Here is a 16,408-nt window from a genome sequence, read left to right as displayed (position 1 = left end):
CGCTGCAAGGGGCGCCGACGTCTGGCCCGGCTATTGGCATCCTGTTTAGCTTCCCGGCGGCGATGCAGCCCTTGTCGACTGCCCGGGCCTGGGGGTTGCGTAACGCCTGGCGCAGTGGCGATATACGCATCTGACAATAATTCCAGGGGTCGTTCCATGTTGCTCGCCACGTTGATTCACCGCGCCAGCCTGCCCGGTCCGCAGGTCACCCCACAGCAGGCGCTGGACCTGCTCGAAGTGCACTACGGCCTTGGCGGCACGCTGCAATCGTTGGGCAGCCAGCAGGATCTCAACTACCGGCTCGACAGCCCCCAGGGGCGGTTTGTCCTGAAGATCTGCCGTGGCGACTACGCGGCCCTGGAACTGCAGGCCCAGCATGCGGCGCTCAAACACCTTGGCTCCCACCCCGAGCTGCACGTACCCCGGGTGATCCCGGCGAAGAACGGCGCCGACCTGCTGTCCCTGGACGTCGATGGCCAGGCGCTGCATGTGCGGCTGCTCGACTACATCGAAGGCCAGCCGCTGACCCACCTCAAGCACCTGGGCCCCGAGCTGGCAGCCGGCTTTGGTCGGCTGTGCGGGCAGATGGACCTGGCCCTGGCGGACTTCCAGCACCCAGGACTTACGCGCACCCTGCAATGGGATGCGCGTCACGCCCATAGCCTGATCAACCACCTGCTGCCGGTGATCGCCGACGAGCAGCAGCGCAGCCTGATCGCCGACGTGGCCGAGCAGGCCGAGCGCCGTGTGCAGCGCCTGGCCGAGCAGTTGCCGGTGCAGGCGATCCACCTGGACATCACCGACGACAACGTGGTCTGGCAGCGTGACGCCCAACGCCACTGGCAGGTGCAGGGGGTGATCGATTTCGGCGACCTGATCCGCACCTGGCGCATCACCGACCTGTCGGTGACCTGTGCGGCGTTGCTGCACCATGCCGAGGGCGATCCGTTCTGCATCCTGCCGGCGGTCCGCGCCTATCACGCAGTCAATCCGCTACAGCAGGCCGAGTTGCTGGCGCTGTGGCCGCTGATCGTGGCCCGCGCCGCGGTGCTGGTGCTCAGTGGCGAACAGCAGGTGAGCATCGACCCGAACAATCAGTACAGCCGCGACAACCTGAACCACGAATGGGAGATCTTCCGCGTCGCCACCTCGGTGCCGTTCGAATTGATGGAAGCGGCGATCCTCGGGGCGGTCGGCCAGACGCTGCCGGCCATCGCCGGCGAAGGTTTCGCGCCGTTGTTGCCGGGCCTGGTGGGGCGCGAGTTCGCCCTGATCGACCTGGGCGTGCTCAGCCCGCACTTCGAGGCCGGCAACTGGGAGCAGCCGGAGATCGATACCCAGCTGTTGCAGCAGGCCGCGGCGGCCCATGGGCTGGCGGCCAGTCGCTACGGGCAGTACCGCCTGTCCCGGACCTGCCCGGACAGTGCCGTCGAACCGGATACCTTCCCGTTGCATGTGCAGTTGCAGGTGCCGTCGGGCACGGCGGTCGAGGCGCCGTTTGCCGGGGTGCTGCACCGTGCTGCCGATGGTGCGTTGCGCCTCGACGGCCCGCAATTGAGTGTACGGCTATGGGGCGTCACGCCCTCGGTGCATGCCGGCGCGGCGCTGGTCAAAGGCCAGGTGCTGGGGGCGGTGGACGGCGGGCTCAAGGTCCAGCTGTGCCGTGGCGCGCAGCTTGATCCGCCGCTGTTCTGTACGCCATCGCGAGCCGCGGCATGGCAGGCGCTGTGCCCGTCGCCGGCGGCGCTGCTGGGCCTGGCCTGCGACGCCGAGCCGGAGCTCGATCCGCAAGCCTTGCTGGCGCGACGCGATGCCAGTTTCGCCCGTTCGCAGAAGCACTATTACGTCGACCCGCCACGCATCGAACGCGGCTGGCGCAACCACCTGATCGACATGCAGGGCCGTTCCTACCTGGACATGCTCAACAACGTCGCGGTGCTCGGTCACGGTCATCCACGCATGGCCGCCGAGGCCGCGCGCCAGTGGTCGCTGCTCAACACCAACTCGCGCTTCCACTACGCGGCGATTGCCGAGTTCTCCGAGCGTCTGCTGGCGCTGGCGCCGGACTCCATGGACCGAGTGTTCCTGGTCAACAGCGGCAGCGAGGCCAACGACCTGGCGATCCGCCTGGCCTGGGCCTACAGCGGCGGGCGCGACATGCTCAGCGTGCTGGAGGCCTACCACGGCTGGACGGTGGGCGCGGACGCGGTGTCCACCTCGATCGCCGACAACCCCCAGGCCCTGAGCAGCCGCCCGGACTGGGTGCATCCGGTAACCGCGCCCAATACCTATCGCGGCGAGTTCCGCGGCCAGAACAGCACTCCGGACTACGTGCGCAGCGTCGAACACAACCTGGCCAAGCTGGCGGAGCAGAAGCGCCAGCTGGCCGGTTTCATCTGCGAGCCGGTGTATGGCAACGCCGGTGGCATCGCCCTGCCGCCGGGTTACCTGAAGCAGGTCTACGCCCTGGTCCGCGCCCAGGGCGGGGTGTGCATCGCCGACGAGGTGCAGGTCGGCTATGGGCGCATGGGCAAGTTCTTCTGGGGCTTCGAAGAGCAGGGCGTGGTGCCGGACATCATCACCATGGCCAAAGGCATGGGCAACGGCCAGCCGCTGGGGGCGGTGATCACCCGCCGGGAGATCGCCGAAGCGCTGGAGGCCGAAGGCTATTTCTTCTCCTCGGCCGGCGGCAGCCCGGTGAGTTGCCGGATCGGCATGGCGGTGCTCGACGTGATGCAGGAAGAAAAACTCTGGGAAAACGCCCAGGTGGTCGGCGGCCACTTCAAGCAGCGCCTGGAAGCCCTGATCGAGCGTTATCCGCTGGTGGGCGCGGTGCATGGCTCGGGGTTCTACCTGGGACTGGAGCTGATCCGCAATCGCCAGACCCTGGAGCCGGCCACGGAGGAGACCGCACTGCTGTGCGATCGCCTGCGCGAGCTGGGGATCTTCATGCAGCCCACCGGCGACTACCTGAACATCCTCAAGATCAAGCCGCCGATGGTCACCACGCGCCAGAGCGTCGACTTCTTTGTCGACATGTTGGCGAAGGTGCTGGACGAGGGGCTCTAAGCCCCTCGATCTCCTCGTACCCGGATCGCGAGCAAGCTCGCTCCTACAGGTTGGCGGCGTTCCTGTAGGAGCGAGCTTGCTCGCGATAGCGCCAGAACAGACAACCCCCATTCTCAGAATGATCCGATAAATATCGATAAGAATCGGTATTTATAGGGTTTTGTTTTTGAATTTATATTTTTATGACTTCTAAAGTCGATTTTTATCGGATATAAAGTCATCCCTGTCGGGACCCGGCCAAGCCGCGTCCGGCCTTGCCCTTTTCTGTCATCGGCCGATGCCACCATCGGTCCTTTGCTGCTGCCCAGGAGATGATTCATGAGCCGTATCGTTACCGTCGCCGCAACCCAGATGGCCTGTTCCTGGGACCTCGAAGCCAATATCGAGACCGCGGAAAAGCTGGTCCGCGAGGCCGCCGCCAAAGGCGCGCAGATCATCCTGATCCAGGAACTGTTCGAGACCCCGTACTTCTGCCAGAAGCCGAACCCGGACTACCTGCAGCTGGCCACCCCGGTGGAAGGCAACGCGGCCATCGCCCACTTCCAGAAGGTCGCCCGCGAGCTGCAAGTGGTGCTGCCGATCAGCTTCTTCGAGCTGGCCGGGCGTGCGCGTTTCAACAGCATCGCGATCATCGACGCCGACGGCAGCAACCTCGGGATTTATCGTAAAAGCCACATCCCGGACGGCCCTGGCTATCACGAAAAGTACTACTTCAATCCGGGCGACACCGGCTTCAAGGTGTGGAACACCCGTTACGCGACAATCGGCGTGGGCATCTGCTGGGACCAGTGGTTCCCCGAGTGCGCCCGCAGCATGGCGCTGCAAGGCGCGGAGCTCCTGTTCTACCCGACCGCCATCGGCAGCGAGCCTCACGACAAGAGCATCTCGTCCCGCGACCACTGGCAGCGCGTGCAACAAGGCCACGCCGGCGCCAACCTGATGCCGCTGATCGCCAGCAACCGCATCGGCAACGAAGAGCAGGACGGCTACGACATCACCTTCTACGGCTCGTCGTTCATCGCCAACCCGTTCGGCGAGAAGGTTGAAGAACTGAACGAGACTGAAGAAGGTATTCTTGTCCACAGTTTCGACCTCGACGAGCTGGAACACATTCGCAGCGCCTGGGGTTCGTTCCGCGACCGTCGGCCGAACCTGTACAGCGCGATCAAAACCCTCGACGGTTCCCTGGAGTCCTGAACCCATGACCACTTTGCACAGCACCCCTCGCGCCGACGGCTTCTACATGCCAGCCGAGTGGGCGACGCAGACCCAGACCTGGATGATCTGGCCCGAGCGCCCGGACAACTGGCGCCTGGGCGGCAAGCCGGCGCAAGCCGCGCATGTAGCGGTGGCCAAGGCCATCGCCCGCTTCGAACCGGTGACCGTGGCGGTCTCCGCGGGCCAGTATGAAAACGCCCGGGCCCGCCTGGACGTGCCGAATATCCGCCTGGTGGAGATGTCCAGCGACGACGCCTGGGTCCGGGATACCGGCCCGACCTTCGTCATCAACGACAAGGGCGAAGTCCGTGGCGTGAACTGGGATTTCAACGCCTGGGGCGGTTTCGACGGCGGCCTGTATTCGCCGTGGAACCGTGACTCGCAGGTGGGCGGCAAGATCCTCGAGATCGAGCGCAGCCCGCGTTACCGCACCGAGGGCTTTGTGCTCGAAGGCGGCTCGATTCACGTCGACGGCGAAGGCACGGTGATCACCACCGAAGAGTGCCTGCTCAACCGCAATCGCAACCCGCACCTGAACCGTGCCGAGATCGAAGCGGTGCTCAGCGCCAACCTGGCGGTGGATAAGGTCATCTGGCTGCCGGACGGCCTGTACAACGACGAAACCGACGGCCATGTGGATAACTTCTGCTGCTACGTGCGCCCGGGCGAAGTGCTGCTGGCCTGGACCGACGATCCGCAGGACCCGAACTACCCACGCTGCCAGGCAGCACTGAAAGTGCTGCAAGACAGCACCGACGCCAAGGGTCGCCCGTTCACTGTGCACAAGATGCCGATTCCGGGGCCGTTGTATGCGACCGAAGAAGAGTGCGCGGGCGTCGACCCGGTGGACGGCACCCAGGAACGTAATCCGTCGGTGCGCCTGGCCGGTTCCTATGTGAACTTCCTGATCGTCAACGGCGGCATCATCGCCCCGAGTTTCGACGACCCTCTGGATGCCCAGGCCAAGGAGATTCTGCAGAACCTGTTCCCGCAGCACGAAGTGGTGATGGTGCCGGGTCGCGAGTTGTTACTGGGGGGCGGAAATATCCATTGCCTTACCCAACAGCAACCGGCGCCGCACAAGGTTTGAGTGTTGTTGTAACAGCCTGTGACGCCTGATTGACGGGCTGTTACATGGATCCAATCCGGCGTCGCCCGGCAAGCCCGCAGCCCTTATGGACTGCGGGTTTTTTTGTATCCGAAAGCCAGCAATCGCGGGACCTTGGCATAGCTCTTGTATCCCTCGCGAGGTCACTCTGAGGCCGGTGGAACTGCGATGTTCTGTCATAAACCTTGGATAAGTTAGCCGCTCACAAACCGGGAGAGAGCGCTGGAGATGAATAGGGTCAGCGAGCGGACTTCACATCCCTTGGCAATGAATAACGAATCGCTTCAGGTTCTGGCGCAATGGTTGAAGTCCAATGGAACGCGACAGATCCGGGAAGCCGACCCGCGTCGGATGATCCTCGATCGTTACCCTGCTGGTTTGTTCAGCGAGGCGGAACTCGAAGCGTTGTGGGATGTGTTGGAAGGATAAGCAAACAACGGATTGGTAAAAGCGCTGCCCTGATGGCAGCGCTTTTTTTTGCGCGAATGTAGCCGCTGCCGCAGGCTGCGATAGGTCCGAAGGACCTCCAGCGGGCTCAAGAGCGGCGCCCGCTTCGCGGTCGATCGCAGCCTCGCGGTGCTCGGCAGCGGCTACAGGGTGTAATCCGATACTTCGGTGCATGCGATCGTGTGTAGCCGCTGCCGAAGGCTGCGATAGGTCCGAAGGACCTCCAGCGAGCTCAAGAGCGGCGCCTGCTTCGCGGTCGATCGCAGCCTCGCGGTGCTCGGCAGCGGCTACAGGGTGCAATCCGATAGTACGGTACATGCGATCGTGTGTAGCCGCTGCCGCAGGCTGCGATAGGTCCGAAGGACCTCCAGCGGGCTCAAGAGCAGCGCCCGCTTCGCGGTCGATCGCAGCCTCGCGGTGCTCGGCAGCGGCTACAGGGTGCAATCCGATAGTACGGTACATGCGATCGTGTGTAGCCGCTGCCGCAGGCTGCGATAGGTCCGAAGGACCTCCAGCGAGCTCAAGAGCAGCGCCCGCTTCGCGGTCGATCGCAGCCTCGCGGTGCTCGGCAGCGGCTACAGGGTGCAACCCGATAGTTCGGTACACGCGATCGTGTGTAGCCGCTGCCGCAGGCTGCGATCGGCCGCGCAGCGGACGCCAGGCCGCCACCGCGCTCAGGCGATGGCTGGCCGTATCCATGGCTGCGTTTTAGAAGCTGTAGGTACCGGTCACCACCAGGCTGCGCGGGTCGCCGAACTGGATCTGCCCGGCGCTGGTAGCCGAGGAGTAGTAAGTGCGGTCGCTGATGTTGTTCAGCGCGGCCCGCAGGTCCCAGTCCTTCTGCCGGAAGCCGGCCAGGGCGTCCCAGCGGCCATAGCCCGGAAGCATCACGGTATTGGCGTTGTCGGCATAACGATCACCCACCAGGGTCAGGCCGGTCTCGGCGTACCAGCCCATTTCCGGTTTCCAGGTCACGAACAGGCTGCCGTTGCGCTTGGCCACGTTGTTCACCCGGTTACCTTCGTCACCGTTATTGCTCTTGACCACAGTCGCGTCCTGCAGGCCGATGCCACCGCGTATCGACCAGTTGCCGACGATCTTGCCGGCCGCGGTCAGTTCCACGCCGCGTGAGCGTTGCAGGCCGGTCAGCAGGATCACGTTCGGGTCTTCCACGCTGCGGCTGCGGCGGTTGTAGAGCTCCAGCTCATAGACCGCCAGGGTGGTGCTGAAGCGGTCGTCGAGCCAGTCGCTCTTGACCCCGATTTCCTTCTGCCGGGTACGCTCGGGGCTCAGGTCGTTGGTGTTGCCGTTGGCGTTCGGGGTGATGCCGATCAGGCCACCGCCGACGGGGGAGAAGCTCTTGCTCCAGGAGGCGTAGAAGGAATGGTTCTCCAGCGGAGTCCAGACCACACCCAGGCGCGGGCTGGTGCTGTGACTGTCGCGGTCGTCCTTGCGATCCAGAAGCTTGTTGTGGGTCTCGACGTTGAAGTTGTCGTAGCGCAGGCCGGCGAGCACTTGCCACTGATCGTTCAGGCGCAGCTGGTCCTGGACATAGACGGCGCGGCTTTCCACCTCGCTGTGGTTGTAACTGGACGCCACCATTTTCCCGGTATGGCGCAGGTTTTTATCCGGGTTGAACGGGTCCAGGGACGGCACGGCCTGGCCACTGGCGCTGACCGCCGCTGCGGTGTAGAGCTTCGGATCGCGTCGCTGGCTGCCCAGCTCGACACCCGTCAGCAGTCGGTGTTCGAGGCCGAAGGTATCGAAGGTGCCTTCGACTTCGAGGTTGTTGTAAATGTTGCGGGTGTTCAGGTCCTGCTGCCAGCGCTGGCGGTTCACCCGCTTGGTGCGGCTGTCGTAGCCGGTCTGGTAGGTGTTGTCGAAATCGCTGTTGAGCTTGAACAGGCTCAGGGTATGGCGCAGTTGCCAGTTGTCGTTCAGCTCGTAGCTGAGCTTGGAACGCAGGGACTGGGACTTGTCGTCGATGTAGTCGCGCTTGTCGCCGTAAGTGGTGTCGCGGCTCACGTCCGCCGGGCGCCCGTCGATCCCCGGGATGCCGCGGTCCGGCGTGCGGTTGTAGCGGCTGTATTCGTACTGCACCAGCCAGTTCAGGTCCGGCGTCAACTGCCAGCTCATGGACGGCGCGAACAGCTGGCGACTGCCACTGACGCCGTCGCGGAAGCTGTTGTTGTCCTGGTTGCCCATGTTCAGGCGCAGGCTGATGTTCTCGCTGGGGTCGGCGCTGAGGTCGGCATACAGGCTGCGCAGGTCTTCGCTGCCGCCTTTGACTTCGACGCTGGAGTGGCGGCCGAACTGCGGCAGCTTGCTCACCCGGTTGACGATCCCGCCCTGGCTGCCACGGCCGTAAAGCACCGCCGCCGGGCCCTTGAGCACCTCGATGCGCTCGATGTTGTGCAGGTCGCGCACGTACTGGCTGTCGTCACGGACGCCGTCGAGGTAGAAGTCGTTGCTGGCGTCGAAGCCGCGAATGCGCAGGCTGTCGAAGCGAGTGTCGGCGCCGCTGCTGACGTTGGGAATGCCGCTCAGGGCCGTGCCCAGATCGTTGATGCCGTAGTCCAGCACGTTGCTGGTCTTCACCGAGTCGATGGCTTGCGGCACATAGCGCACCGGCGTGGCGGTGCGGGTCGCGGTGCTGACTTCCTTGACTCGTGGATCGTCGGCATCGACTTCTGCGCTGATGGCGGTGGCTGGCAGGGTGGTCGGGGCGGCGCAGGTGAAACCGGCCGTCAGCGAGGCGCAAAAGCCAAGGGTGAGGGGAGTCAGGCGGAAGGGGGCAGGCATGGAAAAACGCATCCAGAAGGGTGAAGGAAACAGTGGTCGCGAATGGTAATGCTTGCTATTTACTTTCGTTAATTATTCTTGGAAAGTTCCCCGGGCGGATTGTTTCAATTTGTGTCTTGATTGAAATGAAGTGGATACACGGCCGATTCGACCGATTCCCGAAACAGACTAAAAGCCATTCCAGCGTTTTTTCCTGTGGGCCACGGGCATAGTCTGCCGCCATCGAATTTATCGGCCTTTGTCCCGGAGCCTTGCATGTCGGCAGCGACCCTTCATTACATCTACGATCCTTTGTGTGGTTGGTGCTACGGCGCCAAGCCGCTGGTGCAGGCGGCCCAGGCGGTGCTGCCGGTGGTGGCCCATGGCGGCGGCATGATGACCGGGCGCAACTGCCAGCAGGTTTCGCCGCAACTGCGCGACTACGTCATGCCCCATGACCGGCGCATTGCCGAATACACCGGGCAGCCGTTCGGCGAGGCCTACTTCGAAGGTTTGCTGCGCGATCATTCGGCGGTCTTCGATTCGGCCCCGCCGATCGCCGCGGTCCTGGCGGCGCAGGCGCTCGCCGGGCGCGGCCTGGAATTGCTCGGGCGCTTGCAGACGGCGCATTACGTCGAAGGGCGACGCATCGCCGATGTCGACGTACTGTTGGAGCTCGCCGAAGGCCTGGGCTTTGAGCGCGGCGAGTTCGAGGAAGCCTTCGAATACGCCGCGGCGAATAGCCTGGACGAGCACATCAAGGCCAGCCGCGCCTTGTTGGCCCGGGTCGGTGGCCAGGGTTTTCCGACCCTGGTGCTGGAACAGGACGGTCAGTTCAGGCTGATCGATATCAGCCCCTGGCTGGGCAAGCCGCAGGCGTTCGCCGACTGGCTGCGCGAGGCCTTCGGTACGCCTGAGGTCGAGCTTTCACCGAGCCTGCAGGCCTGTGGCCTGGACGGTTGCGCCCTTTGAACCACCCACTTATTGACGGAGTCACCCATGGATAACCTGGCACTGATCAAAAGCACCTACGAAGGGGCCAACTCCCAGGAGAACGCGAAAAACACCGCCGCCGCCCTGGCCGCCGATGCGCGCTGGACCGAGGCGGCAGGCTTTCCCTACGCCGGCACCTACGTCGGTTTCGATGCCGTGGTGGAGAATGTCTTCAAGCGCCTGGCCACCGAATGGGAAGGCTTTGCCTTCACCGTCGAGAACTATGTGGCCCAGGGCGACAAGGTGTTCGCCTACGGCAATTACAGCGGCGTCTATAAAGCCACGGGCAAACCGCTGAATGCCCGCGTGGCCCATTTGTGGACCCTCAAGGATGGCAAGGTCACGCACTTCGAACAGTTCGTCGACAGCCATACCGTGCAACTGGCCATCAAGGATCGTTAAGTTCTTAGACGATTTTCGCCTATTTTCAGACGATTCTTGAAATTGACACACTGTTCGGGGCGCAGATAGGATTCGCGCCAACGCCTGTGGCCAACGGCCATAACATTCAAATAATAAAAGGCCCGCCGCGATTCTTCGTGGGCGGGTCTTTTTGTTCTGGCCTGAAAAAAGAGCGCTTAAGCGCCGTTTCCAAGGAGCACCACAGCGCGTCATCAACCCGTAATAAGGAAAATAAAATGTTGAACAAGCGGATCGGTCTGATCGCACTGGGGATTCTGAGCAGTACTCAAGTTATGGCTAACGACCAGGCTGAGTCCAAGGGTTTTGTCGAAGACAGCAGCCTGAAAATCCTGCTGCGCAACGCCTACATCAATCGCGACAAGAAAAACGGTAACGATGACCAGCGCGAGTGGGGTCAAGCGGCCATTGGTACCTTCTCGTCGGGCTTCACCCAAGGCACCGTGGGCGTGGGCGTCGACGCCTTCGGCCTGTACGGCCTGCGCCTGGATAAAGGCAGCCACAGCGGTGGCCAGGGCATCGACTTCTTCAAGCCAAGCGAAGGCGGCAACAAGAGCCCGGCAGGCGACCTGGCCAAGGCCGGCGCCGCGGTCAAATTCCGCCTGTCCAACACCGTCCTGACCTACGGCGACCAGATGCCGGCCCTGCCGGTGCTGAGCTACGACAATGGCCGTCTGCTGCCGGAAAGCTACACCGGTACCCTGATCACCTCCAAAGAGATCAAGGGCCTGGAGCTGAACGCCGGTCGTTTCACCGCCGAATCGCGTAAAAGCGCCGAAGGCCGTGACAGCGGTGGCCTGAAGTCGATCAACGTATTGGGCGGCAGCTACCAGTTCACTGAACAGTTCAAGGGCTCGCTGTACGCTTCCGACGTTGAAGACGTGCTGAAGAAGCAGTACGTGAACCTGAACTACGTGTTCCCGCTGGCCACCGATCAGTCCCTGACCTTCGACTTCAACGGCTACCGCACCAAGCTGGACAAGTCCTACGCCGAGTTCAAAGAAGCAGGCGGCCAGGACAACAAAATCTGGAGCCTGGCAGCCACCTACGCCACCGGCCCGCACTCCTTCACCCTGGCGCACCAGCGCAGCACCGGCGACAGCAACCTGGGCTACGCCTACGGCGGCTACCAGAAAGAGCAGCACCGCGTGGGCGATGGCGGCAACACCATCTACCTGGCCAACTCCTACTGGTCCGACTTCAACGCTGAAGACGAGCGCAGCTGGCAGCTGGGCTACGGTCTGGACTTCGGCGCCTTCGGCGTACCGGGCCTGACCTACAACCTGGCTTACGTGCGTGGTGACAACATCACCTCCACCAACAGCGAGGGCCACACCACCACTGGCGGCACCGAGCGCGAAATTTTCAACCAGTTCAAGTACGTGGTCCAGAGCGGCCCGGCCAAGGACCTGAGCGTCAAGGTTCGTAGCTCGATCCTGCGCGTATCGCAGAAATCCGCCGGCTACAACGACAGCGGTAACGAACTGCGTGTGTTCGTCGACTACCCGATCAACGTGTTCTGATGAATGCCTGATCGCGGCCTGATACCAGGCCAGCAATAGAAAAAGCCCCGACTGGTTCGGGGCTTTTTTGTGGGTGTTACCCCGTCCTGAATAGCACCGCGGCTCCCTGTAGCCGCTGCCGCCAGGCTGCGATCGGGCGCGAAGCGCCCGCGGATCGGAGAGCGGTTGTTGCTCAGTCCGGGTTGATCTCCGACCGACGAGTTATTGCGCCTGAAAGCTCTGCAGATAAGCCAGTAGATTGTCGATCTTCTCCTGATCGCTCAGCCCCCAGAAAATCATCCGCGTGCCGGGCACCACGGCCTTTGGGTCTTCCAGGTAGGCCACCAGCTTGTCGCGGGTCCAGACGATGCCGGACGACTTCATCGCCTCGGAGTACTGATAGTCCGTCACGCTGCCCGCGGTGCGCCCGAAAATGCCGTTGAGTTGCGGCCCGAAAGAGCTGCGCACCGAAGGCCCGATATTGTGGCAGCCGCCGCAAATGCGCTTGAACAGCTTGCCACCGGCCTCGGCATCGCCCACTGCTTCTGCCTGGGCGTGGAGCGACAGCAGGCTGAGCATCAGGGTCAAGGTCAGGGCGGCGGTTCTTTTCATGTTCGGCTCCGGATCGGGTGTGGCTTGTGGCAAAAGCGGAGGGCTATTTGAGCATGGTTGGCGGGTGTTGGGGATGGCCATCAGGGGAAAGGGACGTGGTGGTGCCACAGCTCCCTGGCTCGGTGTCGCGTAGGGACCCGGCGCCGCACGTCCGTTGGGGCGCACTATACTTTTCAGAAGATTTGCCCCGGGGATAGAGGCAATGTTCCAGCAGGCTTGGGAGGAGGGTTAGGCATCGGTGTGGCGCTGCGGTTGGGCGACGTTGCGTTTGCACGGCCACAGAACAACCGGCACGGGATGACGAGAAAATGGCGATAGCAATCATCTTGGTTCTAGTCGTTGTCGCTTCAGTGCTGTTTCACCTGCTTGCTCCCTGGCAGATGACGCCGGCGGCCTCCAACTGGGGGTCGATAGACACCACGCTGCTGATCACCCTGGTCATCACCGGCATCTTTTTCATCGCCATCACGGTATTCATGGCCATCGCCGTGATTCGCTTCCGTCATCGGGAAGGTGTCCGGGCGCACTACCAGCCGGAAAGCAAGAAGCTGGAAGGGTGGCTGGTCATCCTCACCTCGCTGGGCATCATCGGCATGCTGGCGCCCGGCCTGGTGGTCTACAACGATTTCGTCCAGGTGCCGCAAGAGGCTACCCAGCTCGAAGTGGTTGCCCAGCAGTGGCAGTGGGCTTTTCGCTTTCCCGGACAGGACGGAAAACTCGGCAAGGCGGATGTCAAATGGATCGATCCCGGCAACCCCTTCGGTCTTGATCGCAATGACCCTGCGGGGCAGGACGATGTGCTGGTCATGAACAATGAAGTGCGCCTGCCCATCGATCGGCCGGTAAAAGTCCTGCTGCGGGCAAAGGATGTCCTGCACGATTTCTATGTTCCGCAGATGCGCGCAAAGATGGATATGGTGCCGGGCATGGTGTCCCACTTCTGGTTTACCCCGACCCGGCTCGGCAAGTTTGAAGTGCTGTGCGCCGAGTACTGTGGCCTGGGGCATTTCAATATGCGCGGCCATCTGATTGTCGAGGAGCAGAGCGCTTTCGACCAATGGTTCGCCAGCCAGCCGACCTTTGCCCAGACGCTGACGAGCGTCGCCACGCCAAGCCGGGACAGCCTGCTGGAAAAAGGTCGCCAACTGGTGGAAAGCCATGGCTGCCGCGCCTGCCATAGCCAGGACGGCAGCACCAGCCTGGGCCCGGGCTGGAAGGATCTGTACGGCCGCTCGGAACCGCTGGCCGATGGCAGCAGCGTCCAGGTCGAAGAGGCCTACCTCAAGGAGTCGATTCTTAAGCCGCAGGCCAGGCTGGTCCAGGGATTCCCGCCGGTCATGGTGGCCTATACTTTCACCCAGGATGAGCTGGCCGCGGTGGTGGCCTTCATCAAGTCGCTGAGTGCCGCGGGGCAGAACGGGCAAGGCCCTGCAGGCGCACAGGATGAGCTGGCGGCGCAGGGACAGCGGCTGGCCGAATCGCTGGGTTGCCTGGCCTGCCACAGTGTCGATGGCAGCCAGGGTATCGGCCCGAGCTGGCAGGGTTTGTACGGCAAGACGGAAACCCTGGCCGATGGTTCTCAGATCAAGGTCGATGAGGGCTACCTGAAGGATTCCGTGCGCCAACCTGGCGCTGCGATCGTCAAGGGTTATGCCGCAGTGATGCCGACCTTTACCCCCAATGACAAGGAACTGGACGCTCTGATCGCCTTCATCAAGTCGAAAGCTGCTGTCGACGCGGATGCCGGCAAGGTGGAATCGGGCAAGTCGCCGTAAATAGCCGGAAATGCTCCGAAACTTAGCGGAGGATGACCTGATGGCTTATGTCGAGCACGCAGAAACAGAAGTCCTGCACGAACCGAAGAGCTTCTTCACGCGCTATATCTGGAGCCAGGACCACAAGGTCATCGCCATCCAATATTCCTTGACGGCGATATCCGTGGGGCTCGTCGCCCTGGTGCTGTCCGGCCTGATGCGCATGCAGATCGGCTTTCCCGGCAGCCTCGAGTTCATGGATGCCAGCACCTATTACCAGGCGATGACCATGCACGGCATGATCATGGTCATCTACCTGCTGACGGCGCTGTTCCTGGGCGGCTTCGGCAACTATCTGATTCCGCTGATGGTTGGCGCCCGGGACATGGTCTTCCCCTACGTCAACATGCTGAGCTTCTGGTTCTACCTGCTCTCGGTCCTGGTGCTGCTTTCCAGCTTCTTCGTCCCGGGCGGGCCCACCGGGGCGGGCTGGACACTCTATCCGCCGCAATCGATCACCCAGGGCACCCCGGGAACCGAATGGGGCATCGTGTTGATGCTGGTGTCGCTGGCGATCTTCATCGTCGCCGCCACCATGGGCGGGCTGAACTACGTGACCACGGTGCTGCAGGCCCGCACTCGCGGCATGACACTGTTTCGCATGCCGCTCTCCGTCTGGGGCATCTTCATGGCCTCGATCCTGGCCCTGCTGGCCTTTCCCGCCTTGTTCGTCAGCGCCGTGATGATGCTGTTCGACAAGCTGCTGGGCACCAGCTTCTTCATGCCGGCGGTGATCTCGATGGGGCAGCAGCTCGCGCACCAGGGCGGCAGCCCGATACTGTTCCAGCACCTGTTCTGGTTCTTCGGCCATCCGGAGGTCTACATCGTCGCCCTCCCGGCGTTCGGCCTGGTCTCCGACCTGATCAGCACCCATGCGCGCAAGAACATCTTCGGTTACCGCATGATGGTGTGGGCCATCGTCGCCATCGGCGTGTTGAGCTTCGTGGTCTGGGCGCACCACATGTACGTCAGTGGGATGAACCCGTACTTCGGCTTCTTTTTCGCCGCCACCACCTTGATCATCGCCGTGCCGACCGCGCTGAAAGTCTACAACTGGGTGCTGACCCTGTGGCATGGCGACATCCACCTGACGGTGCCGATGCTGTTCGCCCTGGCCTTTATCGTCACCTTCCTGGTCGGTGGTCTTACCGGCTTGTTTCTCGGCAACGTGATTGTGGATATCCCGCTGTCGGACACCTACTTCGTGGTGGCCCACTTCCATATGGTCATGGGGGTGGCGCCGATCCTGGTGATATTTGGCGCCATCTATCACTGGTTTCCGAAGATCACCGGGCGCCTGATGAACGACACCCTGGGCAAGCTGCATTTCTGGATAACCTTCCTGGGGACCTACTGCATCTACTTCCCCATGCACTACCTGGGGCTGCTGGGCATGCCCCGGCGCTATTACGCCTGGCAGAACTACGACTTCATCCCGCAATCGGCGCAGCAACTGAATGCGTTCATCACCGTTGTCGCGCTGACGGTCGGGGTATGCCAGCTGCTGTTCCTCTTCAACCTGGCCTGGAGTGCCTTCAAAGGCAAGCCGGCAGGCCCGAACCCATGGGGGGCGGCCAGCCTGGAGTGGCAGACGCCGGACACCCCGCCCGTCCATGGCAACTGGGGGCCGGAGCTGCCGGTGGTGCACCGTTGGGCCTATGACTACAGCGTGCCCGGGATAGAGCAGGACTTCGTGCCGCAGACGGTCTCTGCCCAGGAGCTGGAGCAGATGAGGCAGCGCTGTGTGGAAGCCAGGGCCGCGAGCGAAAGACCATGAACGGGCCGCTATTGAAAAACACCGACAGCGCCGGCGCCGGAGGCCGTTGGAGCCAGCCCCCAGGCAGCTCTCGGGTGCCAGGCTTCGATAGGGCGAAAGCCGCAAAAGTGGGCCTGCGCGTGTTCCTGGGGGCGGTGACCTCGTTGTTCCTGCTGTTCCTGTTGGCCTTTATCGCGCGTTCGCAAATGGTGGACTGGCAGCCGCTGACCGACCCGTTGGCGCCGCTGGCCAGTGCCCGGCAACTCTGGCTGAACACGATCCTGCTGGTGCTGGGCAGTGTCAGCCTGCAGTGGGCGCGACTGGCCGCCCGGCGGGGCGCGTTGAGCGGGACCCGCCTCGGCTTCACCCTGGGCGGCGTCTTTGCGATCGCCTTTATCGGGGGGCAACTCTGGGTCTGGAAGCAGTTCGTCGACTGGGGTTATTTCGTCTCCGCCAATCCGGCCAACAGCTTTTTCTATCTGCTGACCGGCGTGCACGGGCTGCATCTGCTGGGAGGCCTGGTGGCCTGGGGCACCGTCGGCGCCCGGTTCCTGCGACGGGTTGCGCTGTCGCAACTGGCCTCCAGCGTGGAGCTCTGCGCGATCTATTGGCATTACCTGCTGGGGCTCTGGATCGTCCTCTTCTTCCTGCTGACCAGCACGCCGGAAACCTATCAAGCCATCGCCGC

Annotated in this window: 12 protein-coding genes; 10 read left to right on the top strand and 2 right to left on the bottom strand. The window is 62.9% G+C overall.

Translation table 11 applies throughout. The features are described 5' to 3' along the window. Positions 1 to 156 precede the first annotated feature (156 nt). The 4 genes from J4D28_RS25730 to J4D28_RS25715 all read left to right on the top strand — a co-directional run bounded on the left by J4D28_RS25730 (position 157) and on the right by J4D28_RS25715 (position 5,824). Positions 157 to 3,069 carry an aminotransferase gene (locus J4D28_RS25730; protein WP_103331249.1) on the top strand — a complete coding sequence of 971 codons (2,913 nt, stop codon included), beginning with the start codon at positions 157 to 159 and terminating at the stop codon, positions 3,067 to 3,069. A gap of 318 nt (positions 3,070 to 3,387) precedes the next feature. Beyond that, the gene (gene aguB, locus J4D28_RS25725) at positions 3,388 to 4,266 is read left to right on the top strand and encodes an N-carbamoylputrescine amidase (RefSeq protein WP_009046487.1); all 879 of its coding nucleotides are present in this window, start codon (positions 3,388 to 3,390) and stop codon (positions 4,264 to 4,266) included. A gap of 4 nt (positions 4,267 to 4,270) precedes the next feature. Beyond that, on the top strand, positions 4,271 to 5,377 hold the full coding sequence (aguA, locus tag J4D28_RS25720) for an agmatine deiminase (protein ID WP_009046488.1): 1,107 nt from the start codon (positions 4,271 to 4,273) through the stop codon (positions 5,375 to 5,377). A gap of 246 nt (positions 5,378 to 5,623) precedes the next feature. Next, positions 5,624 to 5,824, top strand: a complete 201-nt coding sequence (locus tag J4D28_RS25715; protein WP_009046489.1) for a hypothetical protein — start codon at positions 5,624 to 5,626, stop codon at positions 5,822 to 5,824. Between the two features lie 726 nt (positions 5,825 to 6,550). On the opposite strand, the gene J4D28_RS25710 is transcribed toward J4D28_RS25715, so the two are convergent. Beyond that, a complete protein-coding gene (locus J4D28_RS25710; protein ID WP_103331248.1) occupies positions 6,551 to 8,644 on the bottom strand; it encodes a TonB-dependent siderophore receptor in 2,094 nt (697 codons plus the stop codon). A 255-nt stretch (positions 8,645 to 8,899) separates the two neighbouring features. On the opposite strand from J4D28_RS25710, the gene J4D28_RS25705 reads away from it, so the two are divergent. The 3 genes from J4D28_RS25705 (at position 8,900) to J4D28_RS25695 (ending at position 11,559) form a co-directional block, all read left to right on the top strand. Continuing rightward, entirely contained in the window at positions 8,900 to 9,595 is a 696-nt protein-coding gene (locus tag J4D28_RS25705) for a DsbA family protein (protein ID WP_016702584.1), read from the top strand. A 27-nt stretch (positions 9,596 to 9,622) separates the two neighbouring features. Then, positions 9,623 to 10,018, top strand: a complete 396-nt coding sequence (locus tag J4D28_RS25700) for a nuclear transport factor 2 family protein (RefSeq protein WP_007922537.1) — start codon at positions 9,623 to 9,625, stop codon at positions 10,016 to 10,018. Positions 10,019 to 10,254: 236 nt separating this feature from the next. Further along, positions 10,255 to 11,559, top strand: coding sequence for an OprD family porin (locus tag J4D28_RS25695; RefSeq protein ID WP_016702585.1), 1,305 nt, complete (start codon positions 10,255 to 10,257; stop codon positions 11,557 to 11,559). A 201-nt stretch (positions 11,560 to 11,760) separates the two neighbouring features. On the opposite strand, the gene J4D28_RS25690 is transcribed toward J4D28_RS25695, so the two are convergent. After that, positions 11,761 to 12,150: a cytochrome c family protein gene (locus J4D28_RS25690; protein WP_103331247.1), complete on the bottom strand. Its 390-nt coding sequence runs from the start codon at positions 12,148 to 12,150 to the stop codon at positions 11,761 to 11,763. Between the two features lie 308 nt (positions 12,151 to 12,458). On the opposite strand from J4D28_RS25690, the gene J4D28_RS25685 reads away from it, so the two are divergent. The 3 genes from J4D28_RS25685 to J4D28_RS25675 form a co-directional block, all read left to right on the top strand. After that, on the top strand, positions 12,459 to 13,925 hold the full coding sequence (locus tag J4D28_RS25685; protein WP_103331246.1) for a cytochrome c oxidase subunit II: 1,467 nt from the start codon (positions 12,459 to 12,461) through the stop codon (positions 13,923 to 13,925). 40 nt (positions 13,926 to 13,965) lie between these two features. After that, positions 13,966 to 15,741, top strand: coding sequence for a cytochrome c oxidase subunit I (gene ctaD / locus J4D28_RS25680; protein ID WP_016702588.1), 1,776 nt, complete (start codon positions 13,966 to 13,968; stop codon positions 15,739 to 15,741). Continuing rightward, a partial coding sequence (locus J4D28_RS25675) for a cytochrome c oxidase subunit 3 (RefSeq protein WP_207246471.1) occupies positions 15,738 to 16,408 on the top strand: 671 nt, incomplete at its 3' end. The genes ctaD and J4D28_RS25675, both read left to right, overlap by 4 nt.

Origin of the sequence: Pseudomonas sp. GW531-T4 (assembly GCF_017349615.1) — a bacterium.
GTDB classification, from domain to species: Bacteria; Pseudomonadota; Gammaproteobacteria; order Pseudomonadales; family Pseudomonadaceae; genus Aquipseudomonas; species Aquipseudomonas chlororaphis_I.
Note: the sequence above shows the minus strand (reverse complement) of the source record. Positions and strands in the feature narration are given on the sequence as shown.